Below are 19345 nucleotides of genomic sequence, written 5' to 3'. Positions count from 1 at the left end.
CGATGCGCGGTCTATGGCCGATGCTGATCTTGATGGCCGCTATGGCGCTGCCCGCTGCGGCGCAGGAGCGCCCGGACGCCCTATATGCGGCGCAGGATGAATTAGACCCCTCCCCCGCCTTCCAACTGGCCAGCGACCCTCGCACCGAGGCGACAGGCCTGCGTTTCGGCAATTATATCGTGCGCCCCATAGTCTCATTATCGGTGCGCCAAGACGGCAATGCCCAGATTGATGGCCATGATCAAAGCGCCCATGCAGCGCTGATCGAACCAAGCATCGACATCCTCACCAAATCCACCAATTACCGCATCAAGGCCTATCTGCGGGCCAGCGCGGCGCGGCATGACAGGCGCAGATCGGACAATGTGGAAACCATCAATACCGGTTTTAATTATTATAGCGCGCCCCGCCCGGATGTAACGATTGCCCTCCGCGCGCAAATCGGCCGATTTACCGAGGACCGCACCGAAATCTTCACGACAATCGGCAATTTGCGCCCGATCATCTTCAATCAATATCAGGCCAGCGCTGGATTTTCCTATCGCCCGGGGCGGTTTGTGTTCAGCCCCGGCTTTGTGCTGGAGCGGCGCGACTACCACGACAATCGGCACATTGAACCACCCCAGGCGGAGCTGGCGCAACGACAACGCAGCAGCCTGTATTACGGCCCAATCTTCGAGGCCGGTTACGCCATATCGCCCGACGCTTTATTCTATCTCGGCAGCGCGTATCGACGCCGCGAACGCATATTGCCGGTGATCCCCTCACAGGATGCGAAGGAATATGCCTTCTATGCGGGCGTGCGTTTTCAGCCGACCCCGCTTACCCGATTGAAGGTCGCGGCTGGCTGGCAAAAACGGCGATATTTGGCACCATTGTCCAGCCCCAAAGGCCTATATTATAACGCGGCCTTTGAATATTCGGTCACGCCACGAACCATGTTGTCCGTCAAGGCCAGCCGGGAATTGCTCGACACCAGCGCCATCCAGAATGGCGGCAGCATCAGCCAGCGCTTGGGCGGCGACATCGCCCATCATCTGCGTCGCAATCTGAAGATGCGGGTCTATGGCACATCTGAATCCTTCAAGCTTCAAGCCCCCGGCCGGACCGTCCGGCGCCACGTCGCCGGGATCAGCGCCGATTATAGCGCGACCGACCATGTCGATTGGCTGGTTGGCGTGGATTGGCAGCGAAAACAGATCAACGCGCTGCCAGCTCCTTATCATTTGAATCGGCTGCGGGTGAGCGGCGGCGTGAGAGTAAAATTATGAATAATCCTGCCGTCAGCCCCATGAACATCAATGATCGCATGTTGAATATCGACGACATCAAGGCATTTATCTTTCGTGCCGCGCCGCTGGTGATCTTGGCGGTCATCGGTTTTATGACGGTGGCGATCGCCTACAGCCTGGCTGCGACCAAAATATATGAGGCCACGGCCCGCGTGATTGTCGAACCGCGCACGCAAAATCTGACCGGTAATCAAGAGGCATTGTCCGGCCTGCAAGCACGGGATCAAGGTGTGGTCGATACCGAAGTCCATTTTTTGCAATCGGGCACAGTGGCTGAACGCGTCGTCCGTGATGCGCAATTGATGCAGGACCCGGAATTCGCTGAAGCCAGTACCGATGCGACGATCAAGCGCTTTGCCAAGGCGCTCGATATAAGGCGGGTGGGCATGACCTATTTGATCGACATTGCGGTGAGAGCGCAATCGCCATCGCATGCAGCGTTATTGGCGAACAAGGCGGCCGCTGCCTATCTCGCGCTGCAACAGGAGCGCAAGCGCGCGGCGACCAGCCTCGCAGGCGATCTGTTGAGCCGCCGCGTCGCCAGCATGGCGAGCGAAGTGGGGGCTGCCGAGGCCGAGGTCCAGACATTCCGGCGATCCCACAATCTGATGAGCGTCAACGGCACGACCTTGGCCGAACAAAATGCGGCGCAACTCAATGCGCAACTCGCCACCGCGCAGGCGGATGAACGCGCCGCGATTGATCGGCTACACGCCGCAACGCAAGACAATGTGGCGACCGACACCGCCCACGCCCAAAACTCGCTCGCGCCATTGCACGCGCAACAGGCCGCCGCGATGCAGGAAATGGGCGTCGCCCAGAGCCGTTATGGCGAACGCCATCCGAATTACATCGCCACCCGCGAGAAGCTGGACGAAATCAACCGGGCTTTGGTGGCAGAAACGGTGCGCGCGCGTTCGGCCATTATCGCCGCCCGGCAGAATGAGCTCGCCAACTTACGCGCGCAGGCGGCGGCGGCGACCGGCATGCGCCAGTCAATCGAAGCCAGCGCCACCGCCAATGCCGCCGGGTTGAACCGCAATAGTCAGGCCTATGCCACGCTTGCCGAACTTGAACGCAAGGCCAGTGCGCTACGATCAACCTATGAAAATTATCTGACGCGTTATCAACAAACCTCCACACAATTGGGGACTGAACGGCCCGATTCCGCGATTATATCCCCCGCCACGTCGCCATTGGCGCCTCATTCGCCCCATCTCGTCTATAATGTCATCATTGCGGTGCTGGGCGGGCTGGTGGTGGGCGTGTTGGTGTCGGCACTCGGCATGATGCTGGAATCGCATTTTTCCACCGGGCATCAGGTAGAACAATCGCTGGACGTCGATGCGTTGCCGATATTGCCCACCATCGCCTCTGCCGGGCTATTTCCCAAACGGGCCAATCCAGACATCACTGTGATCGTCGTGACGATGCTGACGCGCCCTATGTGCGCCTTCACGAAAATGCACATTAGCCTGTTGGCCGCGATCAGCCGCCCGCTCGCGACCGGCGTCAATCAGGTCATCGCGCTCACCTCGGCCATTCCGAACGAGGGCAAGACGACAAGCGCGGTCTGTCTGGCCGCATTGGCCGCAAATGCCGGGCGACGGACCATCATCATCGATGGCGATCTGCGGCGGCAGCATGCGACGGACATTTTGCTGGGGCGCGCGGCTAAAAAGGGGCTGGTGGATATTCTCGATGGCGATGCCGCGCTTGAGGACACGCTGATCCGCGATCTGCCCGGCGGGTTTGATCTGTTGCCCGCCGCGCCTTTGTCATCGGGCAGGCTCGATATCTTCAGCGCACCGCAATTTGGCGCGCTGATCAAAAACCTGCGGCAACATTACGACCTGATCCTGATCGATACAGCCCCGATCCTGCCCGTCTTTGATACCCGTATCCTGCTAGAACATGTCGATTCCGTGATGTTCCTGTGCCGCTGGCGCAAGACCGCAAGGCGCACCGTCGAGGCCGCGCTCGCGATCATCGGGCGCACAGGCGCGCCCATTGCGGGCCTGTGCCTGACGCAGGTCGATCTGACCCAGATCCGCAAGTTCAGCTATGGCGGCCCGCATTATACACATCATTACGCCGATGATGATGGCCGATACGTGTGAATAAGGCGCATTTCCCTGCGTTGATGCTGGCATGGGCGGGCAAGGCTTTGGCCGCGTCAACGCCCGTCCCCGCCTTCCCTGACGCCGAGGGCTATGGCGCATTTGCCGCCAGGGGGCGCGGCGGCACGGTGCTGCATGTCACCAGCCTCAAGGATGATGGCCCCGGATCGCTGCGTTGGGCGCTGGAACAACAGACCGGCCCGCGCATCGTCATATTCGATGTCGCCGGCACGATCACATTGACCCGCCAGATTTTGGTCACATCCGGCCGATTGACCATCGCCGGACAATCCGCGCCGGGCGAGGGCATCACCCTTAAAGGTGCGCGCATCCGCCTCAAGGCCAGCGACATCATCATCCGGGGGCTGCATTTTCGTCCCGGCGATGGCCCCATCGGCCAGCCCTTTGGCGAGCGCGACGGATTGATGATCGGCACGACCGATTTTGTTCTTTCGAACATCATGATCGATCACAATAGTTTCAGTTGGGGCATTGATGAAAATGTCTCGATCAACGGCAAGGTCGAAAATATAAGCTTTTCCCATAATATCGTGGCCCAAGGCCTTAGTCGCAATGGCCACCCCAAGGGCGAACACAGCAAAGGCCTGTTGATTGCGAACTGGCAGGGCGATGAGGCGGACGCCCGCCGGATTTCCGTGATCAAAAATCTGTTCGCCGATAATATAGAGCGCAATCCTGAAGTCCGGGCCGGGCATGAGGTGGAGATCGTCAACAATCTCATCGCCAATCATGGCCGGTCGGGTGCGGCCATGGCGGTTGGCGGCGGTAGTTTGGGCAGTTTGACTTTACGGGTCATGATGATCGGCAATGTGATGTTGCGCGGCCCTTCGACCACCGGCAATGATCCACCCATTGCCGTCAATGCGATGACTTCGGCCAGCCGGATCACGCTTAAGGACAATATCCGCCTGCCGCATCGTTCAACGCCACAGGATCAGCGGGCGTTGGCGCATGGCGAGGCGCTGCAAATGCCGGGCCTGATCGTCACGCAAGGTGGTAGCCCTGCGCATGTCACCCCGCTACGGTCCGGTGCGGTCAAGGCTTATGTCCTGACCCATGCAGGCGCGATGACGGCATCCGGGCGCGACCGCATCGACCGCCAGATCGTGCAGCAGGTGATCGACAACAACGGACGCATCATTGATCGCCCGCCTGTCCTATCCGCTGTGCCGGACGCATCGCCGCCAGCGCCCGCAGATACCGACCGTGATGGCATGCCTGATTGGTTCGAACACCGATATGGTCTGAACCCCGCATCGCCCGATGATCAGGGCGAAAAGAACAAAGACGGCTTCACCCATATCGAAGTCTATCTGAACGGGCTGATCGACGGCTTCAAACCCTAATGCCGCGATAATACGCCATCAACAACACCGACAGACCGTCGCGCAGCGGATATTGCAGCGCCAATAGCACCAATGCCGTAGCGGGCGGGCTGGCCAGCGCCCCGCCCAGCAATATCAGCGAGGCCGTGGTAGCCAGCAAATGCGCCTTGAACGCATGTCCCGCCACCGACTGGCGGTTCAGTGCAAATGCCTGTGCATACAGGGCATGCAACATGCCAAGGCCATAGCCGAGAAACAGGATCACCGTCACCCATCGTCCCATCGCGAAATGCACCATGACCGGCCATTGCGCCACCAGCAACAGGAACACGCCCGCCATCAACGCCCCCAGATATGTTGCCCCCAAGGCAACCCGGCGCAACAATCGCCAGCCCGGCATGGCATCGACGAAATGGCGATAATAGACATACAGCGCAGGCTTGATGATATTGTACACAAAGCGCCCGGTTGAATAGGCCAGCGCATAAATGCCCAGCCATTGCAGCCCGAACACCGCCCCCACCAATAATTTGTCCACATGTTCAAGCGATGCCGGCAACATATTGGCGATGCTATATGTCCGCGCATCTCGTGCCGCCGTTGCGTTCAACAGCGCGAACGGGCGGACCAGCATCGCGCCGAACTGCACATCCCGCGCACAGTGCAGCGCGAAAAACCACAGATTGCACAACGCCAGCAAACCCAATTGCGCGACAACCGCCAGCCCGACCGACCAACCGATGGCGATCAAAAGGCAAAACAACAGCAATGCGCCGCCATATTTCAGGCTCTCGATCATGAACAAATAGGCAAAGCGGCGTTCGGCCTGCAATCGGGCGAGATAGAGGTCGAACGGATATACGCACACAGAAATTGCCGCAATCGGCAGCAATATGTCCGGCACCGCAAAATGGCCCGATGCCCGTCCTATCCCCCATGCCAGCACAATGGCCAAAAAACTGCCGAGCGAAAAAATCAGGCGATTGGCGACAATCGCCGTCAGGCCATCCACATCGCCGCGCACGACATCGCGAATATAGACCTTGTTGCTTTCATACATGCTCGCCAGCGACAACAGGCCATAATAAGAAAAAACGGTCCGATATGCGCCCGTCGCCGCCAGATCCTGCGCAAAGCTCAGATACAGGATGATGGCATAATTCATGCCGCCTTGCAGCGCCGCCGCCGCAATCGCAAACGGCCCGCGCACGGCCCATGCCCGCCAGCGCGTCTCTGACACGCCCCTGTGCGCCGTCATGTCAGTTCAGACATTCGAACAACGCGGATTCATGCTGCACATAAGCGGCAAGACCCAATTTCGCGACCACATGCGCCCGAGCACGCCGACCGATCTCTATGTCCCGTGCGGATCGGGCGCGCTCGATGCCTGCGGCAATGGCCGCCGCGTCAAATCCGTCGATCAAATAGCCGGTCACACCATCTTCGATCAGGTCGGTGATCCCCGGAATAGCCGTGCCGATGCAGATCAACCCCACCGCCATTGCCTCGATCAGGACTTTTGGCAGCCCTTCATGCAGGCTGGGCAACAAGAAGATGCTATGCGCATGCAGCATCTGGGGCAGCGCCGCATGATCCAGTGTCCCGGCAAAGACGGTTTGATTGTTCATCGCCGATGCATGCGCCTTGAGTGTTGGCTCAAGCCACCCCTTGCCCAGCAGCACCAGCCCGACCCCTGTCATCGCACAGGCGTCGATCAATGCCTGCTGGTTCTTTTGCGGCTCCATCCGGCCAATGCTGATGACCGGCGCATCGAAATCATAGGTCGGTTTGGCGCGAAACAGCGTGACATCGACATAGCTCGGCAACAGCCACAACCGACGCGCCCCCACCAATGGCAACATGGTTCGATAGGCCGCCTGCGATGTCACGACGACATAGGCCGCGCGCTTGATGCCCAGCCGCTCGATCAGCCGAGCCAGCATCGCCCGTACTGGCTGACCATTCTGTGCAAATCGCTGTGAGAGAATATAGCCCATCCGCAAGATCAAAGGCCGTCGGGTGAGGAATGCTGCCCATATCGCCGCCCAAGACCCACTGATCTGATTGGTCTTGAACGCATGGCTCTGTGCAAGCCGTCGATAATATCGGCAAGGGCCAATCAGCGCCCAGCCGAGATTGGCTTGCCCATAAGGGGGCGCGAGCAGGTCTATCCGCTGAAACAGTGGTTCATCCCGTGCCAGATCGGCCAAGATTTCATGATCTCGCGTATCATAAGTGAAGATCTGGATGCGATCGAAGATATAGAGCCGCAGATATTCGCGATAGACCGACAACTCACGCGACAACAGGCCTGAAGCCTGCCACCAGTGCAAGGACTTGCCCGCGGATAAAAATAATGTGAGGACGCGCATCGTCAATTGGCCGTCCCCATTGGCACAAGGCCAAGCGCGCCATAAATCGCCGAAGTGCGATCCGCGACCTCGTGCCAGCGTAAAAACCGCGCATTATCGACGATAAAATCATCCCGCCGCGATAGTGCCTGCGCCAAAGCTTGGGCCAGCGCCTGTGGGCATAATGGGTCGAAATAATGATGGTCATGCAGGCCGAAATCGCGATTTTCGGGGATATCGCTAATGAGGACAGGCGTGCGCCAGCTCATCGCCTCCATCACCGCATTCGAACAGCCTTCATGGATGGATGCGTTCACATAGACGCTGGCATGACGATATAATGCGCCAAGCGCCGACCTCGGCAATCGCCCCGGCAACATGATCCGATCATTGAGATAGGGCATCAGCCCCGCCAGATAGGCCGGGTCGTCCACCCCGCCCGCGATCACCAGCATGATGTCTTGATGGTCCTTGGCAAAGAGATTGAACCCCTGCACCAACCGTTCGACATTTTTTTGCGCCGTCATCCGCCCCACCGCGAGGACATAGGGCTTTGACGGCAATTGGATATCGGCCAAATTATCGAAATCTTCCGGCGCATCAATCGCGTTGGGAATGACATGCACATTTCGGCGGATGCCCCGGCGCGCCAAACGATCCGCCAGCGCAGGCGTCACGGCGATCACCGCATCCGCAAAACGCAACTGGAACTCCGCGAGGCGAAAGCCGCATTTGCCGATCCATCCCCATTTGGGCAGGAGATAATCAGCCGAGCCATAGCGCACCACCGTCCGGGCCCCGGCAAGCTTATAGGCCCATAGCATGATCGCCGCGCCCAGCCCCTGCAGATGCACAAGCGCGGGCCGATGCCGGAACATTATCCACACGGCCACCACATAATATAACAGCTTGTCCGTGCGCAGCAGGCGTGATCGCGGCACACCGACCAGCCGGACCCCGCGATAATGACTGGCGTGGAGATTATCCCTGATGCCTGCCAGTGTCACCGCCCAGCCACGCTGCACGAGCAATGGAAACAGGCGCTCGGCATTTTTTTCCGCGCCCCCCTCCACATCCGGGATACCGCGTGCGCCAACCACAAAGATGGAATTCGCCACTACTGCACATTTCAGACGCATTTACACCAAAAACCATCGTTTAATAGTACATCAAATCAAACATATCACTATTATCTGACAGCATCCTGACAATTTATCACCAAAATTATAATATATTATTGTTGTTTATTCTTACAAATTATTCAAGATATAGGCTGTTATGTTGCGTAAGCGTATCCATTGCCAATATGTCGCGACCGCCCTCGCCTGCGGTTCGCGTTCGCGTCCGTCAGACGTGCACATTATTGGCGGAGTTTTGTGAAATCATGTCCCGTGTCATCCGAGGTCGGCGCAGGCACGGGACATTTTCAAGGGCCGTGCTGTGGCTATATGGCCTGTCCTTGCTACTCTCCTTGAACGCGATCAAGCTCAGCATCGGCCCTTTGCCGCTGCGATCCATTGCATTGATCGGGTCTGCCGGATTGTTATTGCTGGGCGACCTGCCGATACTGGTCCGCAGCTTCAAAGAAACGTTCAAACTATCCGCGACCGTGATCGCCTTCGCCTTTCTCGGCTTGGCCGCGACCATCATCACAGGTGATGATATGCGGGCCGCACTCGGCCAGTTCGCCGAAATCCACATCCAGACATTGCTGATCATCCTCACCACTTTTGCGATTGCGCTGAAATTTGGCATTCGGCCCCTGTTGAAGGCTTATATGCTCGCCTTCACCATTTCGGCCATCTTCGCCCTTGCGCAATCTTTGGGAATCGAGGCCGCATGGCAGGCGCGGTTGATGGTCGGGCATATATCGGGGGACCCTGTGGCAGTGCTTGACATCATCCAGCGCCGGGAACGCGCGTTGGGCCTGTCCTATTCCCCTGTGGTGTTCGCCAATGAGGCCTGCACCGCCTTTGCCGCCGCCTGTTATTTGCGTCTGGTATCAAGGCCGAAAGGGGGAAGTCTGTTCGATCCTGCAATCTTCGGGCTGATCGCGATGCTGATCGTCATTTGCGCAGCGACCGGCAACAGATCGCCCTTATTGGGGCTGGCGGTATTCATCCCCCTTTATGTCGCACAGCATGCCGCGCGCGGCCTGTTGGTGCTTGTCCCACTGGCCATGCTGGCGGCCCTTGGCGCGGGACCGATGCTCGACACATTGGCCGATGCCGGGTTGCGCGTGGCCCAAACCGAGGATGGTTCCTCCCAACATCGCGAAGTGCTGCGGAATTTCGGCCTCCTTCTGGTAGGAGACAATCCCTTTGGCTATGGGCTGGATTTTGACAGCACACAGCATTGGCAAAAATATGCCGAACAAAGCATTTATGCGAACGGCAGCGACTCCATCCGCATCTGGCCAATTCATAATTATTATCTGAATATATTGGCAAAATATGGTGCGATAGCTATTTTATTCATTCCATTAATCATTCCCAGAGCGATGAACAGCATTCGTATTTTTTCCTATTTCATCCCGTATCTGGTGCACATATTCTATCACAATGCCGGTCCATTATCCGGAGATGCGTTGATATTCGTGGCAATCACATCCGGCTATTTCATCGCCCGCTATGCCGAGCAGCCGATCGCCAACCGCATATTGCCCGCCGAAAAACCTTGGCGACGCGCTTTTGCGATGCCAGCGCCGCACCGCGCGATCTTCAGTCCCAAACGCATCTATCCTGCTGATGAGGGATAAGCCCATTACCCCCCTAACTGCCGTAATCCTGCCCACCAGCGCACAGCCGGGATGGGATCGTTTCGTGCCGGATTTGATCGGACAATCGCACCCCGCCAATGAAATGATCGTCGTGATCGATCGGGCGACAATGCCCGACGAAGAGGAGCATTTGCGCCAATATTGGCCGATGCTGCGTTTTATCTTCAATCGCGGCAATTTCGGGATCACGCCATCGCTGAACCGCGCACTCCATGCGACAGAGGCGGACATCATCTTTCGCGCCGATGACGACGACCAATCCTATCCCCATCGGTTCGCGCAGCAAATGGCCTGTTTCGCGCGCACCGGGGCCGATTTTGTCTGTAGCTGGGCAGAGGGCATCATCGGCGACAGCCGCAGGGACGGCAATGAGAACAGGCCGTATCTCATCACCTCGCCGACAGAGGATACAGCCATTCGCGCGGCACTATTGCGGCGCAATGTGCTGGTGCATTCCACTCTTGCCTTCAGGCGCGAGACAGTCCTGCGCTTGGGTGGCTATGACGAGACCTTCGTCAACGCGCAGGATTATGCGCTCTATCTTGCGGCCATTCGCGCTGATTGCCGGTTCGCCATGGTGCCAGAACCGCTGGTCCGACGACATTATCACGCGGGCAATATTACGACGGCGCGGCGCACGCATCAAATCATGTACAGTTGCGCCGCCCGCATCGTGCATCATGCGGCCTCCGGCAACAGGGCCGGTTTTTTCAAGGCGCTATTGTCTTACGCCCTGCTGCTGGCCATCCCCCATCAAGCACGCATGATGCGACGCAAGCTGTTCCGCCTGATCGGGCGCGGGGTATGAATATGGGTAAATGCGTTATTGGGCGACCCACCAGATGATCGCCGCCCAGACGGCTGCGAACGCCAGATAGCCCGACCAGCGCGACACCGTTCTCAGGCACTTGTCCTCGAAGCGCTCGATTTGCTGATCAATGATGGCGATGGCCCCCTCGCATGGGATCTGCTGCTGGTGATACATGCTCATTCATCGCTCCATGTCATGGTCAACTCGTTCTTATAAAATAATATTAACCTTATTTTCCTAATGAACGACTAAGGCCCATATCTGCCCGATCGCGATGACAGGCTTGAACCGGGACAGACGCGCGCCTAATCAGACACGACATGGCTGAACCCACAACACCAGAACCGCTTGCGACCAACGATCAGACGGAGGGCGACTCCGTAGCCACTGGCGCTGCGCCCCTTGGCATCAAGGACATCGCGTTGCGCCTACAATCGTCCCCCAATAATCTGGCTATTAATCCGGTCAGCCGGGCGCGGATGTGGGTCGAAATGGAAATTCCCGAAAATCAGCGTGGCCCCGGCTGGGATCGCCATTGGCGCGAGTTGGAGGCCTATGCCGATTCAACCGGCACATGGTCCAACAAGGAAGAATAATCGCGCTTAACAAAGCTGCGCGTATTATTACGAATGCCGCTGCAAAGCCCGATCATTATGATGGCCGACCTGCAAGATCAGGAGGCATGACATGCGGACGATCCTCGCCATTTTGACGGCTGGCACGATGTTGATGGGGTGCAGCCTGGACAGCAACACCGACCGACCAGCGCGGGACTGGCGTGCCTATGACTATAATCGGCCAGACCCCCGTTATGGCAGCTATGATGCCAGCCGTTATTATCACCAGTCCCCGCGTTATCGCGAACGCCAGCTCGCCGAACGGGACCGCATCTATCGCGGTCAGGATGGTCGCTATTATTGCCGCCGTTCGGATGGCACCACCGGCTTGATTATCGGGGCGATTGCCGGGGGCATACTTGGCAATATCATCGCGCCCGGCGGGTCGGAAACGCTCGGCACCATCTTGGGCGCGGGCATTGGCGCCATCGGCGGTCGGGCAATTGACCGCAAAGATGCGCGCTGCCGTTAAGCCCGACACAGCCAAAATTGAACGTCCTATCATGCGGCGTCCGCTATTCTAAGCATTCCCCCGGATTGGCAGAAACAGCCCAATCTTTATGGATAATGCAGCGTTCACATGTTGATTATCGGAACTCTTGCATGGGCATCGTGGAACTTCGCGACAATGTTGATGGCGGCGCATCCGATGAGATGGTGGATGCCCTGCGCGCACATGCGGAATCCTTACCCAGCCCCTATGATCATGAAGATTTCGGGCCATTTTTCGACCGCTATGGCGATGCGCGGGTCGTGCTATTGGGTGAGGCGACGCATGGCAGTTCGGAATTCTATGCCGCAAGGGCCGCGATCACCCGCCGATTGATCACCCATCATGGCTTCAACATTGTCGCGGTAGAGGCCGACTGGCCCGATGCGGCGCATATCGACGCCTATGTCCGTCATCATGCCGCCCGGCCAAGGCGCGGCGACAGCTTTGTCCGCTTCCCGACATGGATGTGGCGCAATGCCGAATTGCTCGCCTTTGCTGACTGGCTGCGCCATCATAACGAGGCCCTGCCTGCCGAACAGCGCACCGCGTTTCGGGGTCTCGATGTCTATAGCCTTGGCGAATCCATCCATGCGGTGCTGGCGTATCTCGACCGGGTCGATCCCGCCGAAGCCGGGAAAGCGCGCGCGCGTTACGGCTGTTTGACGCCATGGCAGGATGATCCGGTGCTTTATGGCCGCGCCGTGGTCTATGGCCAGCGCGACAGTTGCGAAGATCAAGTCGTCGCACAATTGGGGGAATTATTGGCGGCGCGTCTCGGCTATCTGAAAGATGACGGCGAAGCATATTTCGATGCGGCGCAAAACGCCCGCATCATTCGCGCGGCAGAACGTTATTATCGGGTGATGTATCAAGGTTCGGCGGCAAGCTGGAACCTGCGCGACCGACATATGTTCGATACGTTGCAGGCGCTGCTCGCGCATCAAGGCCCACAGGCCAAGGCCGTGGTCTGGGCGCATAATTCGCATATCGGCAATGCGGCCGCGACCGCCATGGGCTGGTCCGGCGAATTCAATATCGGGCAGCTTTGCCGCAATGCTTATGGCGAGGATGCCGTCTTGATCGGCTTTGGCACCGACACCGGCACGGTCGCCGCCGCCAGCGACTGGGGCGGCGAGATGGAGATCAAGACCGTGCGACCCGCGCGGCAAGACAGCTACGAACATGCCTTTCGCCGCACCGGCCTTGCCCGCACCCTCACCGATTGGCGCAGCAGAACAGGCGACAAGGCGGCGCTGGCCGAACTGTTGTCCACCCCCTATCTCGAACGCGCCATCGGCGTGGTCTATCGTCCAGAAACCGAGCGCATGAGCCATTATTTCGAGGCCGTGTTGGCCGAGCAATTCGATGCCTTTATCTGGTTCGAACAGACCAAGGCCGTGACGCCATTGGGCCGGGAACGCCCCCATGGCGCACCCGAAACCTGGCCATTCGGGCTATGATCGCGCATCTCGAACCCGCACTCAGCGCCCCCGTGCCAGTCGATGTCGGTACGCACCATCTGCAAGGCCTGTTGGGCGTGCCGGATGCCGCCAAAGGGCTGGTCATCTTTGCCCATGGCAGTGGCAGCGGTCGGCTCAGCCCGCGTAATAATCATGTGGCCGATGCCCTGCGAGCGGCAGGGCTGGCAACCTTATTGATCGACCTGTTGACGCCGGATGAAGAGCTTGACCGGATCAACGTGTTCGACATCCCGTTATTGGCGGATCGTCTCGCCAGCGCGACCGAATGGGCGATGGAGCAGCCTGACACCAAGGCGCTGCCAATCGGTTATTTCGGCGCGAGCACCGGTGGCGGCGCAGCATTGTTGGCGGCGGCAAAGGCCGATGGTCGGATCAAGGCCGTGGTGTCGCGCGGGGGACGGCCCGATCTTGCCGGACATACAGCCCTTAGCCGGGTACATGCGCCGACATTGCTGCTGGTCGGCAGTCTCGACACCCCGGTGATCGAGCTGAACCACGCCGCGATGCAGGCAATGCACTGCCCTGTCTCACTCGTCATCATCCCCGGCGCGACCCATTTGTTCGAAGAACCCGGCACGCTGGATCAAGTCATCAACCACGCCGGCATCTGGTTTTTGCGATATTTCGCCGCGTCAAAAATGGAAAAATGATCATGGCCAGCCCTTCTCGTCATTTCAAGAACCGGCAGGATGCAGGGCGGCAATTGGCCGCAGAACTCCATTATCTCCACGGTGCGCATCCCGTCATCCTCGCGCTGCCGCGCGGCGGGGTCCCGGTGGCGTTTGAAATCGCACAAGCGCTGCAAGCGGAACTGGACCTGTTATTTGTCCGCAAGCTCGGCGCGCCGGGGCATGAAGAGCTGGGCATAGGGGCGGTCGTCGATGGCGATGACCCGCAAATGGTCCTGAACGAAGAGGTCGTGCGCCAGCTTGCCCCCAGCCCTGCCTATATCGAGGCCGAAAAGCAGCGCCAATTGGCAGAGATCGACCGCCGCCGCGCCGAATATATGCAGGACCATCCACCGATATCGCTGGCCGGGCGGACGGTGATCTTGGTCGATGACGGAATCGCCACCGGCGGCACGGTGCGCGCGGCATTGGCCGGACTACGCAAGACCCAACTCAAGCAATTGGTGTTGGCCGTGCCGGTCGCGCCGACGGATACCCTCATGCAATTATCGCCATTGTGCGACGGCATCGTCTGCCTGTCCCAGCCCGACCCATTTTATGCGGTGGGCGCACATTATGACAATTTCGACCAGACATCGGACGAGGAAGTCATCAACCTGATGAAAGCCGCCGCGCCCTTCGGCGAAAAGCATTTCACTCCTCATCATTAGGGGCTGAAACCAAAAAAAATGCCCTTCATGGGGGAAAATACTGATTCCGGCCCTATCGCTATATTGCCTAGAAAGAGGACGCGACCCGAGGGCTCAAGACGAGCTCTTTCACTTTAGTCCGGCATTGCGTGCAATGTCGGGCTAATTTTTTGGGACACCGGGATGATGGCGACCGGGATGCTGCCCCCCCTAATGTGGTAGATTTGGAATTGGCAACCAACTTGCCACAAAGTGAGGCGAACTTCAGATTCGGGTCACTCGTCTATCAGGGAAAACCCCCATATCGCCACCCGCCGGTGATCGGCGAACAATGGATGTCAGGATGTGGATGTCCGGCGACTCGTCCGGTTGCAGCCACCTTCTTTATTGAGGGAGCGAATGATGAAAATCAAAGAAGGCACGCTGGTCTTGGTGGTCGATGGCGCCAAAATGCTGATCCTGTGCAACAAGGGTGAAGCCTTCTCGCCGGATCTAAAAACGGTCACCCATCGGGAAATCGACAATCCGCCTAGTCGCGAGCAACTTGCTGATGCGCCGGGTGTCGGCTTTTCGAGCATGGGGACGGGCCGGACGGCCTATGAAACAGGCGACCCGCATCAGGCCCGCGAAGATCTATTCGCTGCCGAGGCCGTCGCGGCACTGGCACAAGCCGCCGCACATCAGGAAGGCGACATTATCGTGGTCGCCCCGCCGCGCACATTGGGCGTCTTGCGCAGCCATTACAGTCAGGCCATCAAGGACCGGTTGATTGAAGAGATCGACAAGGATTTGACCGGCCACCCCGTCGCCGAAATCTCGCGACTGTTGGGCAGTATCGAAGCCTGACCCGGGACTGAAATCCAGACATCTTAGCGCCAGTTCATTGTCGCCCTTTTGATCGAAAATCGGCGACAATGATCGGGCGCTTCAAGATGTTATACAATACAATATAATGCGATGTGTATGCTGCGCTTTAAAGGCAGCATCGATTCGGCATATGCAGGTTGAACACATAGCTTTGCGTGAAAAAGACCTGCCGTTCATGCCACAGGTCCGACACGGCCCGCGCGCCCAAGGGCTGCGGATGGACGTTCAGCAAATATTGCCGCGCCTCCCCATTATCCGCCTGGCACGCAAGGGAATATTCCCAGGACTTTCCTTCAAATATCTGCATCATGGCGTTACCCCTTCGACCATTGCACTCCATCCGGCATGGTTTCAGCCATCAGTCCTTGTCCTGCGATCAACTTATGGGGACGGAACTATATTCTGGCTTCCAACATGAAACGAACCGGCACCTTGTCGCCAAGGACTTGCCAATAAAGAATCAGGGAATCTACGCAGAACCTGAAACAGTTAGAGCACAGGGCGCATTCGCAGAAAGCGTCGACAAAGTTCAGGCTATCAACTTCCTGCACCCACAGGCGAAATCTGTGTTCGATATAATATTGAACATTATATAAAATTATATGTGGAGATTGTCCTACCGCCCCAACTCCAAGCGATTGGATGCGTTACATGCTCACGCCAGAATACGGAGTTAAAAGCATAAATTAATTGCAATTTTTAATTATATATATCTATTGAATAATTAATTATGTAATGAATCGACAAGTCGCATCGGGCGACGGAGAGGGGGCGAACTGCAAAGTATCGATCCTTTAGGTGACACTGCCAATCTACTGCTGGCCAATATGCCGGCAGCTATTGCCATGTTAGACCGTCAGATGCGCTATCTCGCCGTCAGCAAACGCTGGCTGGCCGATTACCGGATTGAAAATGAACCCGTCATCGGCCGCTGCCATTATGACGTTTTTCCCGATCTGGACGGACATTGGCGCGATATTCACCAGCGCGTATTGCAGGGAGAACCCTTCTCAAGCGACGAGAAAGCCGTTCAACTCCCCAATGGGAAAGTCGAATGGCTCAGATGGGAATTGACTCCCTGGTATGAAGCGTCGGGCGAGATTGGCGGCATCATTATCTTCACGGAACGGGTGACCCGTCAGGTAGAGGCCGACCAGACTGTGGCATCACTGCAAACCGAGATAGATACGCGCCAACATTTTTTGAGCAAGGCCATCGAAAGCCTGACCGATGGCTTTGCGATCGTGAATCTCAAGGGTGAACTCGTTCAGTGCAACAGCGCCTATACCAAGCTCCACCGTTTCGATTCCAAGCAAGATTTTGTAGAGGCTGCACGAAAGGGCTATGAAATATTCGAGGTAACGCTCCTCGACAACACCCATGTCCCACGCATATTCTGGCCTCTTTCTCGTGGCTTGCGCGGCGAATCCGCGGTTGGTGCGGAATATTATATTCGCCGCAAGGATACCGGTGAACGCTGGATCGGCAGGTTCAACTTCACCCCCATCGAGGATAAAGACGGACGCATTCATGGAGCTGTGCTGACCGGCCGCGACATCACGATGGAAAAGGCCATTCAGGCCGAACTGTCTCTCAACGCCGAACATGCGGCCAATGTCGCCGAAGAATTGAACCTGCTGGTCGATGGCGTTCGCGAATATGCGATTTACATGCTGGACAGCGGAGGCCGGGTCTCCATGTGGAATGATGGCGCGGCACGGCTGACCGGCTGGGCGCACCATGAAGTGCTGGGCGCAGACCGGTCCAACTTTCACATCCGGCCATCACAAGATGGAGCGGCACCAGATGATAAGGGGCAGGAAGACGACCTTGCCCGCGCCCGCGCGCAAGGCGGCCTGTCGCACGACACCCTGCATCGACGCAAAGACGGCACGGATTTCATCGCCCATGAATCGATTACGCCCTTATTCTGGGCTGATGGCAGTTTGCGTGGCTATAGCATTGTGGTCCATGATGTTTCGGAGCAACGCGAGGTCGAACGCAAATTGCGCGCCGGTTCGGCGTTGTTGGAATCCATCCTCGCCACCGTCCCCGACGCGATAGTTGTGATTGATGGCACAGGACAAATTCTGTCGTTCAGCAGCGCCGCCCAGCGCCTATTTGGCTATACGGAAGAAGAAGCCCTCGGGCGCAATGTCTCGTTTCTGATGCCCTCTCCCGATCGTGAATTGCATGATGATTATCTCACCCGACTGCATGGCAATGGCGCGCGCCACATCATCGGTGTGGGCCGGACAATGCGGGGGCGCAAACGCGACGGCCAAGTTTTTCCGATCGAACTCTATATCGGCGAAGCCGATGGCGAGGGGCAGCCGATTTATACTGGCTTTATCCGCGATCTGACCGAACATCAGCGTGACACGGCCCGGATGGAGGAGTTGCGCGCCGAACTCATCCATGTCGCGCGGGTCAGCGCGATGGGGACAATGGCATCCACCCTTGCCCACGAATTGAACCAGCCGATTACCGCCGTCAAAAACTATGTCGAAGGCCTGAAAAACCTGATCGTTGATCCGAATGAAGACATTGCCGATGCCCTGGAACATGCCGCGGCAGAGGCGATGCGCGCGGGCAAAATCGTCCGCCATCTGCGCGATTTCGTCTCGCATGGCACGCTCGAAAAAACGCTGGAAGACCCCCGTTCGATCATCCGCGAGGCACTGGAATTCGGCGCGATCGGTACCCGAGAATTGGGCGTGGAGATCACCCTCAACCTTGATCCGCAAGCGAAGCTCGTGCTGGTGGATCGCGTGCAGATTCAACAGGTGCTGATCAACATGATGCGCAATGCAACCGAAGCGCTGGCCAATACCGCTACCAAGCGCATCACCATTTCGACCCGTCCCGATGGCGATCAATTTATCCGGTTCTCCGTCATGGACACCGGCAACGGCATCCCGGACGCCATCGGCGCCCGATTGTTCCGCGCGTTCACGAGCAGCAAAAGCGAGGGCATGGGTTTGGGTTTATCGATCTGCCGCACCATTGTCGAAGCGCATGGCGGGCGCATCTGGTATGAACCGGATCAAGACGGCGGCTCGATTTTTCACTTTACCCTGCAACGAGGCGAATTGGGGGAAACCGATGGCGAATAAGCCGATTATCTATATCGTCGACGATGAAAAAGAAGTGCGTCGCGCGACCGCCTTTTTGCTGAAGACCTCTGGCTATCAAGTGATCCAGTTTGAATCCGGGGTGGACCTGTTGAAAGAGGCCGGCCATCTGGAATTGGGGGTGATGCTATTGGATATGCGGATGCCGGAAATGGACGGGCTGGAAATTCAGGCTGCCCTCAAGGCGCGCGGTCTGCGTTTTCCGGTCATCATCTTTACCGGCCATGGCGAAATCAACATGGCGGTCGAGGCCATGCGCGCAGGCGCCATCGACTTTATCGAAAAGCCGTTTGAAAAGGAACGGCTGATCGAGGCCATTGAGATGGCCACCGCCCATATTCGGGATGAAATCGGCCAAAATGTCGCGATGCAGGAAGCCGAATTGCGGCTGGCGGCCCTGACCATGCGGGAACGCGAGGTGTTGGAATGCCTGACCCATGGGATGCCCAACAAGAAGATCGCCTATGATCTGTCGATCTCACCGCGCACTGTTGAGGTCCATCGCGCCAATCTGATGAAAAAATTGGGAGTCCGCAGCTTTTCCGATGCCCTGCGGATCGCATTCGCGGCGGGCCTGCACAATAACCAAAACACGCACACCACGCATTAGTCTCATCGACATTTGCGCCTTCTCGCCGCTCCCACGCCCCCCCGTCATTCCCGCGCAGGCGGAAATCCAGACAGAACGAACCAACTTAGGTTGCGCGTCCTTTGAATGATAATGCTTCTGGATTCC

At 57.8% G+C, this 19345-nt stretch carries 18 protein-coding genes; 13 read left to right on the top strand and 5 right to left on the bottom strand.

The genetic code is table 11. From position 1 onward, the window contains the following. Window positions 1-2 precede the first annotated feature (2 nt). Genes K6117_RS10055 through K6117_RS10045 form a run of 3 tightly spaced genes read left to right on the top strand, consistent with a single transcriptional unit; the run spans window position 3 to window position 4779 of the window. Window positions 3-1271 (top strand): outer membrane beta-barrel protein, encoded by a 1269-nt coding sequence (locus tag K6117_RS10055; protein ID WP_221794546.1) that lies wholly within the window; start codon window positions 3-5, stop codon window positions 1269-1271. 20 nt (window positions 1272-1291) lie between these two features. Beyond that, window positions 1292-3412 carry a GumC family protein gene (locus tag K6117_RS10050; RefSeq protein ID WP_221794544.1) on the top strand — a complete coding sequence of 707 codons (2121 nt, stop codon included), beginning with the start codon at window positions 1292-1294 and terminating at the stop codon, window positions 3410-3412. Continuing rightward, a complete protein-coding gene (locus K6117_RS10045) occupies window positions 3409-4779 on the top strand; it encodes a pectate lyase family protein (RefSeq protein ID WP_221794543.1) in 1371 nt (456 codons plus the stop codon). Before K6117_RS10050 ends, K6117_RS10045 begins: the two co-directional genes overlap by 4 nt. Here the strand turns inward: K6117_RS10045 and K6117_RS10040 are convergent. From K6117_RS10040 to K6117_RS10030, 3 genes are read right to left on the bottom strand one after another with little or no spacing between them, the layout of a single operon-like run. Further along, window positions 4769-6016 (bottom strand): polysaccharide biosynthesis protein, encoded by a 1248-nt coding sequence (locus tag K6117_RS10040; RefSeq protein WP_221794539.1) that lies wholly within the window; start codon window positions 6014-6016, stop codon window positions 4769-4771. The genes K6117_RS10045 and K6117_RS10040 overlap by 11 nt on opposite strands. A 1-nt stretch (window position 6017) precedes the next feature. Beyond that, entirely contained in the window at window positions 6018-7130 is a 1113-nt protein-coding gene (locus K6117_RS10035; RefSeq protein WP_221794537.1) for a glycosyltransferase family 4 protein, read from the bottom strand. Window positions 7131-7132: 2 nt separating this feature from the next. Next, complete coding sequence (locus K6117_RS10030; protein WP_221794535.1) at window positions 7133-8227, bottom strand: glycosyltransferase family 4 protein; 1095 nt, start codon at window positions 8225-8227, stop codon at window positions 7133-7135. A 266-nt stretch (window positions 8228-8493) separates the two neighbouring features. On the opposite strand from K6117_RS10030, the gene K6117_RS10025 reads away from it, so the two are divergent. Beyond that, a complete protein-coding gene (locus K6117_RS10025) occupies window positions 8494-9867 on the top strand; it encodes an O-antigen ligase family protein (RefSeq protein WP_221794533.1) in 1374 nt (457 codons plus the stop codon). Further along, window positions 9857-10696 (top strand): glycosyltransferase, encoded by an 840-nt coding sequence (locus K6117_RS10020; protein WP_221794531.1) that lies wholly within the window; start codon window positions 9857-9859, stop codon window positions 10694-10696. Before K6117_RS10025 ends, K6117_RS10020 begins: the two co-directional genes overlap by 11 nt. Before the next feature lie 15 nt (window positions 10697-10711). Here K6117_RS10020 and K6117_RS10015 read toward each other — a convergent pair whose 3' ends face one another. Next, window positions 10712-10879 (bottom strand): hypothetical protein, encoded by a 168-nt coding sequence (locus K6117_RS10015; RefSeq protein ID WP_221794529.1) that lies wholly within the window; start codon window positions 10877-10879, stop codon window positions 10712-10714. A 140-nt stretch (window positions 10880-11019) separates the two neighbouring features. Here K6117_RS10015 and K6117_RS10010 point away from each other — a divergent pair, with 140 nt between their 5' ends. The 6 genes from K6117_RS10010 (at window position 11020) to K6117_RS09985 (ending at window position 15454) form a co-directional block, all read left to right on the top strand. After that, window positions 11020-11295, top strand: coding sequence for a hypothetical protein (locus K6117_RS10010; RefSeq protein ID WP_246605011.1), 276 nt, complete (start codon window positions 11020-11022; stop codon window positions 11293-11295). A gap of 91 nt (window positions 11296-11386) precedes the next feature. Then, entirely contained in the window at window positions 11387-11788 is a 402-nt protein-coding gene (locus K6117_RS10005; RefSeq protein ID WP_221794526.1) for a glycine zipper 2TM domain-containing protein, read from the top strand. A gap of 95 nt (window positions 11789-11883) precedes the next feature. After that, window positions 11884-13269 (top strand): erythromycin esterase family protein, encoded by a 1386-nt coding sequence (locus K6117_RS10000; protein ID WP_246605010.1) that lies wholly within the window; start codon window positions 11884-11886, stop codon window positions 13267-13269. Next, the gene (locus K6117_RS09995; protein ID WP_221794524.1) at window positions 13266-13940 is read left to right on the top strand and encodes a dienelactone hydrolase family protein; all 675 of its coding nucleotides are present in this window, start codon (window positions 13266-13268) and stop codon (window positions 13938-13940) included. The genes K6117_RS10000 and K6117_RS09995 overlap by 4 nt, the downstream gene beginning before the upstream one ends. 2 nt (window positions 13941-13942) lie before the next feature. Further along, on the top strand, window positions 13943-14629 hold the full coding sequence (locus tag K6117_RS09990) for a phosphoribosyltransferase (protein WP_221794522.1): 687 nt from the start codon (window positions 13943-13945) through the stop codon (window positions 14627-14629). A 378-nt stretch (window positions 14630-15007) separates the two neighbouring features. Continuing rightward, window positions 15008-15454, top strand: coding sequence for a host attachment family protein (locus K6117_RS09985; protein WP_246605009.1), 447 nt, complete (start codon window positions 15008-15010; stop codon window positions 15452-15454). Between the two features lie 127 nt (window positions 15455-15581). On the opposite strand, the gene K6117_RS09980 is transcribed toward K6117_RS09985, so the two are convergent. Further along, a complete protein-coding gene (locus K6117_RS09980) occupies window positions 15582-15785 on the bottom strand; it encodes a hypothetical protein (protein ID WP_221794520.1) in 204 nt (67 codons plus the stop codon). A 517-nt stretch (window positions 15786-16302) separates the two neighbouring features. Here K6117_RS09980 and K6117_RS09975 point away from each other — a divergent pair. Together K6117_RS09975 and K6117_RS09970 are read left to right on the top strand one after the other, a co-directional pair. After that, window positions 16303-18591 (top strand): PAS domain-containing sensor histidine kinase, encoded by a 2289-nt coding sequence (locus K6117_RS09975; protein WP_281422132.1) that lies wholly within the window; start codon window positions 16303-16305, stop codon window positions 18589-18591. Further along, the gene (locus tag K6117_RS09970) at window positions 18581-19219 is read left to right on the top strand and encodes a response regulator transcription factor (protein ID WP_221794516.1); all 639 of its coding nucleotides are present in this window, start codon (window positions 18581-18583) and stop codon (window positions 19217-19219) included. Before K6117_RS09975 ends, K6117_RS09970 begins: the two co-directional genes overlap by 11 nt. Window positions 19220-19345 lie beyond the last annotated feature (126 nt).

Source organism: Alteraquisediminimonas sediminicola, from assembly GCF_019740335.1.
Taxonomy (GTDB): domain Bacteria; phylum Pseudomonadota; class Alphaproteobacteria; order Sphingomonadales; family Sphingomonadaceae; genus Alteraquisediminimonas; species Alteraquisediminimonas sediminicola.
Note: the sequence above shows the minus strand (reverse complement) of the source record. Positions and strands in the feature narration are given on the sequence as shown.